Source organism: Plasticicumulans sp. (assembly GCF_035331805.1).
Lineage (GTDB): Bacteria > Pseudomonadota > Gammaproteobacteria > Competibacterales > Competibacteraceae > Plasticicumulans.
The window spans coordinates 1-6,824 of record NZ_DAOLKE010000193.1 but is presented as its reverse complement, the minus strand read 5'-3'; the positions used below and the strand labels follow the sequence as shown (position 1 = coordinate 6,824).

Sequence of the window (6,824 nt, the reverse complement as noted above, 5' to 3'; positions counted from 1 at the left end):
CGGCCGTGGTCGGTGCGGCCTGGGCGGTGCTGACGGTGACGGCCGGGGGGCGGGGCGCGGGGCCGCGCCGCTGAGCCGGATCTTCCCGTTCCCCGGAAATGCACGGGGCCGGCATGGCCGGCCCCGGATGACGCTCTGCTGCCCTGACTCAGTGATGCAGGATCTGGCTCAGGAACAGCCGCGTGCGCTCGTTCTGCGGGTTGTTGAAGAACTCGTGCGGGTCGTTCTGCTCGATGATCTCGCCGCGGTCCATGAAGATCACGCGGTTCGAGACCTGCTTGGCGAAGCCCATCTCGTGGGTCACGCACAGCATGGTCATGCCGTCCTCGGCGAGGCTGACCATGGTGTCGAGCACTTCCTTGACCATCTCCGGGTCGAGGGCCGAGGTCGGCTCGTCGAACAGCATGATCTTCGGCTTCATGCACAGCGAGCGGGCGATGGCGACGCGCTGCTGCTGGCCGCCGGAGAGCTGGCCCGGGTATTTCTTCGCCTGATCGGGAATCTTGACGCGCCTGAGGTACTGCATCGCGACTTCCTCGGCCTCGCGCCGCGGCATCTTGCGCACCCAGATCGGCGCCAGCACGCAGTTCTCCAGCACCGTCAGGTGCGGGAACAGGTTGAAGTGCTGGAACACCATGCCGACCTCGCGGCGGATGGCCTCGATGTGCTTGACGTCGGAGGTCAGTTCCGTGCCATCGACGATGATCTGCCCCTGCTGGTGCTCCTCCAGGCGGTTGATGCAGCGGATCGTCGTCGACTTGCCGGAACCGGAGGGGCCGCAGAGCACGATGCGCTCGCCCTGGCGCACGTTCAGGTTGATGTTCTTCAGCACGTGGAACTGGCCGTACCACTTGTGCACGCCCTTCATCTCGATCATGACCTTGTCGCCGATCACGAGCTTCGGGCTGGAGGCGGTATCGCTCATCGGGAATTTCCTCGAAGTGGAGGCGCGCTCAGCGCTTGTGGCCGGTGTGCAGGCGACGCTCCAGATGCTGGCTGTAGCGCGACATGCTGAAGCAGAAGACCCAGTACAGCAGCGCGGCGAACACGTAGCCTTCGGTCGCGAAGCCGAGCCAGTTCGGGTCGACCGCGGCCTGCTGGATGCTGTTGAGCAGGTCGTAGAGCCCGATGATGATGACCAGCGAGGTGTCCTTGAACAGCGCGATCATCGTGTTGACGATGCCGGGGATCACCAGCTTCAGCGCCTGCGGCAGGATGATCAGGCCCATCGCCTTCGGATAGTTGAGCCCGAGCGCATCGGCGGCCTCGTACTGGCCCTTGGGGATCGCCTGCAGGCCGCCGCGCACGACCTCGGCGATGTAGGCGGACTCGAACAGCACGACGCCGATCAGCGCGCGCAGCAGCTTGTCGAAGCTCATGCCCTCGGGCAGGAACAGCGGCAGCATCACCGAGGACATGAACAGCACGGTGATCAGCGGCACGCCGCGCCAGAACTCGATGATGGTCACGCACAGCGTGCGGATCACCGGCATCTTCGAGCGCCGTCCGAGCGCGAGCAGGATGCCGCCCGGCAGCGAGCCGGCGATGCCGACCACGGCGATGGTCAGCGTCAGCATCAGGCCGCCCCACTGCGAGGTCTCGACGTGCGACAGGCCGAACAGCGGACCGGTATACAGGCCGTAGGCGATCACCGGGAACACGAACAGCATGAACAGCCCGGCCGGCACCTGCAGGCGGTTGCGCTTCAGGAACAGCGGCCACGAGGCGACCACGGCGATGACCCAGACCAGGTTCACGCGCCAGCGCTGGTCCTCGGGGTAGAAGCCGTAGATGAACTGGCCGAGGCGCTGCTTGATGAACACCCAGCAGGCGCCCTCGCCCGTGCAGTCCTGACGGCTGCTGCCGCTCCAGTCGGCGCTGAAGATCAGCCAGTCGAGGATCGGCGGGATCCAGCGCAGCAGCGCCGCCGCGACCAGCAGCGTCATCAGCGCGTTCAGCGGCGACGAGAACAGGTTGGCGCGCAGCCAGCCGATCACGCCGGTGGTGGCGGCCGGCGGCGGCAGGTCGGGATGCGGCGTGAAGGTGGCCGCGGGTGGATTCGGCTCGGTCATGATCAACGCTCCACCAGCGCCTTGCGCTTGTTGTACCAGTTCATCAGCATCGAAATGCCCAGCGACAGCGCCAGATACACCGACATCGTGATCGCGATGGTCTCGATCGCCTGACCGGTCTGGTTCAGCACCGTGCCGGCGAAGGTCGCGACCAGGTCGGGGTAGCCGATCGCCGCGGCCAGCGTCGAGTTCTTGGCAAGGTTCAGGTACTGGCTGGTCAGCGGCGGGATGATCACGCGCATCGCCTGCGGGATCACGATCAGGCGCAGCGTCAGGCCGTTCGGCAGCCCGAGCGCGCCGGCGGCTTCGGTCTGGCCGTGGCTGACCGACAGGATGCCGGCACGCACGGTCTCGGCGATGAAGGTCGCCGTATACAGCGTCAGCGCCACCAGCAGCGCCGCGAGTTCCGGAATCACCACCCAGCCGCCGCGGAAGTTGAAGCCGGCGAGCTTGGGGATGTCCCAGGTGAGCGGCTGGCCGGCCGCGAAGTACGTCACGCCGGGCAGCACGACGAGGATCGCGAGCGACACCAGGAACACCGGGAAGGGCTGGCCGGTCGTTGCCTGGCGCTGCCGCGCCCAGCGCCCCAGCAGCACGGCCAGCACGACGGCCAGCGCCAGCGCGCCGAGCACCCAGACGAAATCGTCACCGAACACCGGGCGCGGCACGTACAGGCCGCGGATGTTCAGGAAGAAGGCATCCCCGAACGCCAGCGAGTTGCGCGGGTTCGGCACCGTGCGCAGCACCGCGAAGTACCAGAAGAAGATCTGCAGCAGCAGCGGGATGTTGCGGAAGATCTCGACGTAGACCATCGCGATCTTCGCGACCAGCCAGTTGCGCGACAGCCGCGCGATGCCGACCACGAAGCCGAGCACGGTCGCGAACACGATGCCGAGCACCGAGACCAGCAGCGTGTTCAGCAGTCCGATCCAGAACACGCGGCCGTAGCTGTCGGCCGGCGAGTAGTCGATCAGGTGCTGGACGATGCCGAAGCCGGCAGCGTTGTTCAGGAAGCCGAAGCCCGAGGCGATGCCGCGCTGGGCGAGGTTCTGCTGCGTGTTGTGGACCAGATACCAGCCGAGGGCGATGACGGCGATGAGCGCGAGCGCCTGGAAGACCAGGGCCCGGACCGCGGGATCGTTCCAGAACGGCGGCCGGGCAGGTGCTGCGCCTGCGAGGGGCGTAGTCATGGGAGGCGCTCCGGACGGCGGCGCGATCGGGGGATCGCGTCACCGCGCACGGCCCGGGGTCCGGCGCATCCGGCGCCGCCGCGGGCTCGGGTCGGTGCGGCGGCGCGAGTCCGGCGCCGCCGGTGAGGTCATGCGGCCGGCGCGGCTCAGCGGAAGGGCGGTGCGTACTGCAGGCCGCCCTGGTTCCACAGGGCGTTCAGGCCGCGCTTGATCTTCAGCGGGCTGCCGTCACCGACGTTGCGGTTGAACATCTCGCCGTAGTTGCCGACCTGCCTGACGACGTTGACCACCCAGTCGTTGGCCAGCCCGAAGTCCTTGCCCTTCTCGCCCTCGGCGCCGAGCAGGCGCTTCACGTCGGGGTTGGTCGAGGTCTTGGCGGCCTCGGCGACGTTCTTGGAGGTCAGGCCGTATTCCTCGGCGGCGACCTGCACGTACAGCGTCCACTTGACGATGTCGAACCACTCGTCGTCGCCGTGGCGCACGACCGGGCCGAGCGGTTCCTTGGAGATGACCTCGGGCAGCACGATGTAGTCATCGGGCGCGGCGAGCTTGATGCGCTGCGCGTAAAGCTGCGACTGGTCGGAGGTCAGGCCGTCGCAGCGGCCGGCTTCCATCGCCTTCGCGCTCTCGTCGGACTTGTCGTAGCTGATCGGCGTGAACTTCATGTTGTTGGCGCGGAAGTAGTCGGCGAGGTTCAGCTCCGTCGTCGTTCCGGCCTGGATGCAGATCGAGGCGCCGTCGAGCTCCTTCGCGCTCTTGACGCCGAGCTTCTTGTTCACGAGGAAGCCCTGGCCGTCGTAATACGTGACGCCGGTGAAGTTCAGGCCGAGCGCGGTGTCGCGCGAGGAAGTCCAGGTCGTGTTGCGCGACAGGATGTCGATCTCGCCGGACTGCAGCGCCGTGAAGCGCTCCTTGGCCGTCAGCGGCGTGAACTTGACCTTGGTCGCATCGCCGAACACCGCCGCCGCCACCGCGCGGCAGAAGTCGGCATCGAGACCGCTGACGTTGCCCTTGTCGTCGGTATACGAGAAGCCCGGCAGGCCGTCGCTGACGCCGCACTGCACGAAGCCTTTCTTCTTGACCGCATCGAGCGTGGCACCGGCGTGGGCGGTGCCGGCAAAGGCGAGCAGGGCGGCCGTGACGACGGCGGCACTGTGGCTGGACTTGCGCATGAATTACCTCCGGGGGTGATGGGAGTCGCTGCCGCGGTCGGTCCGCGTCAAGATCGATTGACAGGGAAGGACCAATCGTGCGCGCTGCTTCGTGTGCAACTCGTCGCAGCATCGGGCGGCGAGCCGGTCTGGAGTCTAGCCACGCCCTGCGTCATCAGCAGCGCAGCATTGCCGGTTTCGGCAAGGGTTCGTGACAGTGGCCGCTTGCCTGCCGCCAAAGCAATCACCGCGCCAGAAGCGCGGCAGAACCGGAAAACGGCCGCCAAACCGTGGATCAGCCGGTCCTTTCCCGCGTCGGCCGGGGCATGGTGCGTGCTAGCATCGCCCGGTCATCGCCGCCCCGGGGGTGGGCGGCTGCACCAGATCGGCCGCGGGCGAGCGGCACACCGACAAGGCAGAACATGAAACCGACGGAAGAACACTCGGGAGGGCCGCGCTTTGCCGTGGCGCTGCGCGAGACGCTGCGTGCCGGCTACGGCGTGAGCGACCTGCGCGCCGACCTGCTGGCCGGCATCACGGTCGGCATCGTCGCCGTACCGCTGGCGATGGCGCTGGCGATCGGCAGCGGCGTGCCGCCGCAGTACGGTCTGTACACGGCGGTGATCGCCGGCCTGCTGATCGCGCTGACCGGCGGCGCCCGCTTCAGCGTCTCCGGCCCGACCGCGGCCTTCATCGTCATCCTGCACCCGATCGCCGAGCAGTACGGCATGGGCGGGCTCGTGCTCGCGAGCCTGATGGCCGGCGTGATGCTGCTCGGCATGGGCATCGGGCGCATGGGCAAGCTGATCCAGTTCATCCCCTACCCGGTCACGACCGGCTTCACGGCCGGCATCGGCGTCGTGATCGCGTCGCTGCAGTTCAAGGATTTCTTCGGCCTGAGCTTCGCACACGCGCCCGAGAGCTTCTTCGAGCGCATGCATCAGGTGGGGCTGGCGCTGCCCGGCCTCAATCCGGCCGACCTGCTGGTCGGCGCGGTGACGCTCGCGGTGCTGATCCTGTGGCCGAAGCTGCGCACGCCGATCCCGCAGCACTTGGTCGCGCTCGCCGTCGGCACGCTGCTCGCGTACGGACTCGAACGGCTGTTCCACGTCGAGGTCGCGACCATCGCCTCGCGCTTCTCGTACACGCTCGATGGCGAAACCCTGCACGGCATTCCGGCGCTGCTGCCGCAGTTCGTGCTGCCGTGGAACCTGCCGGGCGCGGACGGGGCGCCGCTCGGGCTGACGCTGGCGACGGTCAAGTCGCTGGTCGGACCGGCGATGGCGATCGCGCTGCTCGGGGCGATCGAATCGCTGCTCTGCGCGGTGGTCGCCGACGGCATGGCCGGCACCCGCCACGACCCGGATGCCGAGCTGATCGGTCAGGGCCTCGGCAACCTGATCGCACCGTTCTTCGGCGGCATCGCCGCGACCGGCGCCCTGGCGCGCACCGCGACCAACATCCGCGCCGGCGCGCGCTCGCCGCTGGCCGCGGCGATCCACGCGCTGTTCATCCTGCTGGTGCTGATCGCGCTGGCGCCGCTGCTCGGTTACCTGCCGATGTCGGCGCTGGCGGCGCTGCTGCTGCTGGTGGCGTGGAACATGAGCGAGATGAAGCACTTCCTGCACATCACGCGGGTGGCGCCGAAGAGCGACATCATCGTGCTGCTGGTCTGCTTCGGGCTGACCGTGGTGTTCGACATGGTGGTCGCGGTCGGCGTCGGCGTCGTGCTCGCGGCGCTGCTGTTCATGAACCGCATGGCCGAGTTCGCCGGCATGCGCCTGCAGGGCGAGGAAACCCACGCCCATGCCGGGGCCCTGCCGGCGCACACGCGGCTGTACGAGGTCGCCGGCCCGCTGTTCTTCGGCGCCGCCGAGAAGGCCATGAGCGCGCTGCACCGCATCGATGACCACTGCGAGGTCGTCATCCTCGACATGGAATCGGTGCCGGTCATGGACATCTCCGGCGTCGTCGCGCTCGATTCGGCGATCCGCCGCCTGCATGCCGACGGCATCTGCGTCGTGCTCGCCGGCGTGCGCGGCCAGCCGGCGAAGGTGCTGGCACGTGCCGGCATCGAGGAAGTCCCGGGCCGGCTGCTGATCGAGGGCAAGGTGTCGACGGCGATCTGGCGCGTGCGCCGGCTGCTCGGACTGGAGGACACCGCCAGCGTGGCGCTGACCGAGCTCTGAGCCCCGGCCAGCGGCCGCGGCCGTGCGATGATGCGCCGCGTCACCGTCGCCGAGGAGCCGCCCGATGCTGCAACTGCCCGATCGCTACGTCGCCGCCGTGCCCGCCGCCGACCCGGCGGCACCGGGCTGGTGGTTCGCGCTGCAGGATGGCCGCCTGCTGGTGCTGCGCGACGCCGCCGGCGCCAGCCTGCCGTTCGGCCGCGACGCGCAGCACCAGCAGGC

At 68.5% G+C, this 6,824-nt stretch carries 5 protein-coding genes; 1 reads left to right on the top strand and 4 read right to left on the bottom strand.

From position 1 onward, the window contains the following. Positions 1-148: 148 nt before the first annotated feature. The 4 genes from PKE44_RS13010 to PKE44_RS12995 form a co-directional block, all read right to left on the bottom strand. A complete protein-coding gene (locus tag PKE44_RS13010; RefSeq protein ID WP_324551870.1) occupies positions 149-925 on the bottom strand; it encodes an amino acid ABC transporter ATP-binding protein in 777 nt (258 codons plus the stop codon). Positions 926-953: 28 nt separating this feature from the next. Next, positions 954-2,072 carry an amino acid ABC transporter permease gene (locus PKE44_RS13005; protein WP_324551868.1) on the bottom strand — a complete coding sequence of 373 codons (1,119 nt, stop codon included), beginning with the start codon at positions 2,070-2,072 and terminating at the stop codon, positions 954-956. A 2-nt stretch (positions 2,073-2,074) separates the two neighbouring features. Then, a complete protein-coding gene (locus PKE44_RS13000; protein ID WP_324551866.1) occupies positions 2,075-3,262 on the bottom strand; it encodes an amino acid ABC transporter permease in 1,188 nt (395 codons plus the stop codon). 146 nt (positions 3,263-3,408) lie between these two features. Then, positions 3,409-4,434, bottom strand: coding sequence for an amino acid ABC transporter substrate-binding protein (locus PKE44_RS12995; RefSeq protein WP_324551864.1), 1,026 nt, complete (start codon positions 4,432-4,434; stop codon positions 3,409-3,411). A gap of 401 nt (positions 4,435-4,835) precedes the next feature. Here PKE44_RS12995 and dauA point away from each other — a divergent pair, with 401 nt between their 5' ends. Next, the gene (gene dauA, locus PKE44_RS12990; RefSeq protein WP_324551862.1) at positions 4,836-6,602 is read left to right on the top strand and encodes a C4-dicarboxylic acid transporter DauA; all 1,767 of its coding nucleotides are present in this window, start codon (positions 4,836-4,838) and stop codon (positions 6,600-6,602) included. Positions 6,603-6,824 lie beyond the last annotated feature (222 nt).

Bases quoted from the DNA above. Each gene is read 5' to 3' on its own strand.
- PKE44_RS13000 (WP_324551866.1), bottom strand. From the start codon at position 3,262: ATGACTACGCCCCTCGCAGGCGCAGCACCTGCCCGGCCGCCGTTCTGG.
- dauA (WP_324551862.1), top strand. From the start codon at position 4,836: ATGAAACCGACGGAAGAACACTCGGGAGGGCCGCGCTTTGCCGTGGCG.
- PKE44_RS13005 (WP_324551868.1), bottom strand. From the start codon at position 2,072: ATGACCGAGCCGAATCCACCCGCGGCCACCTTCACGCCGCATCCCGAC.
- PKE44_RS13010 (WP_324551870.1), bottom strand. From the start codon at position 925: ATGAGCGATACCGCCTCCAGCCCGAAGCTCGTGATCGGCGACAAGGTC.
- PKE44_RS12995 (WP_324551864.1), bottom strand. From the start codon at position 4,434: ATGCGCAAGTCCAGCCACAGTGCCGCCGTCGTCACGGCCGCCCTGCTC.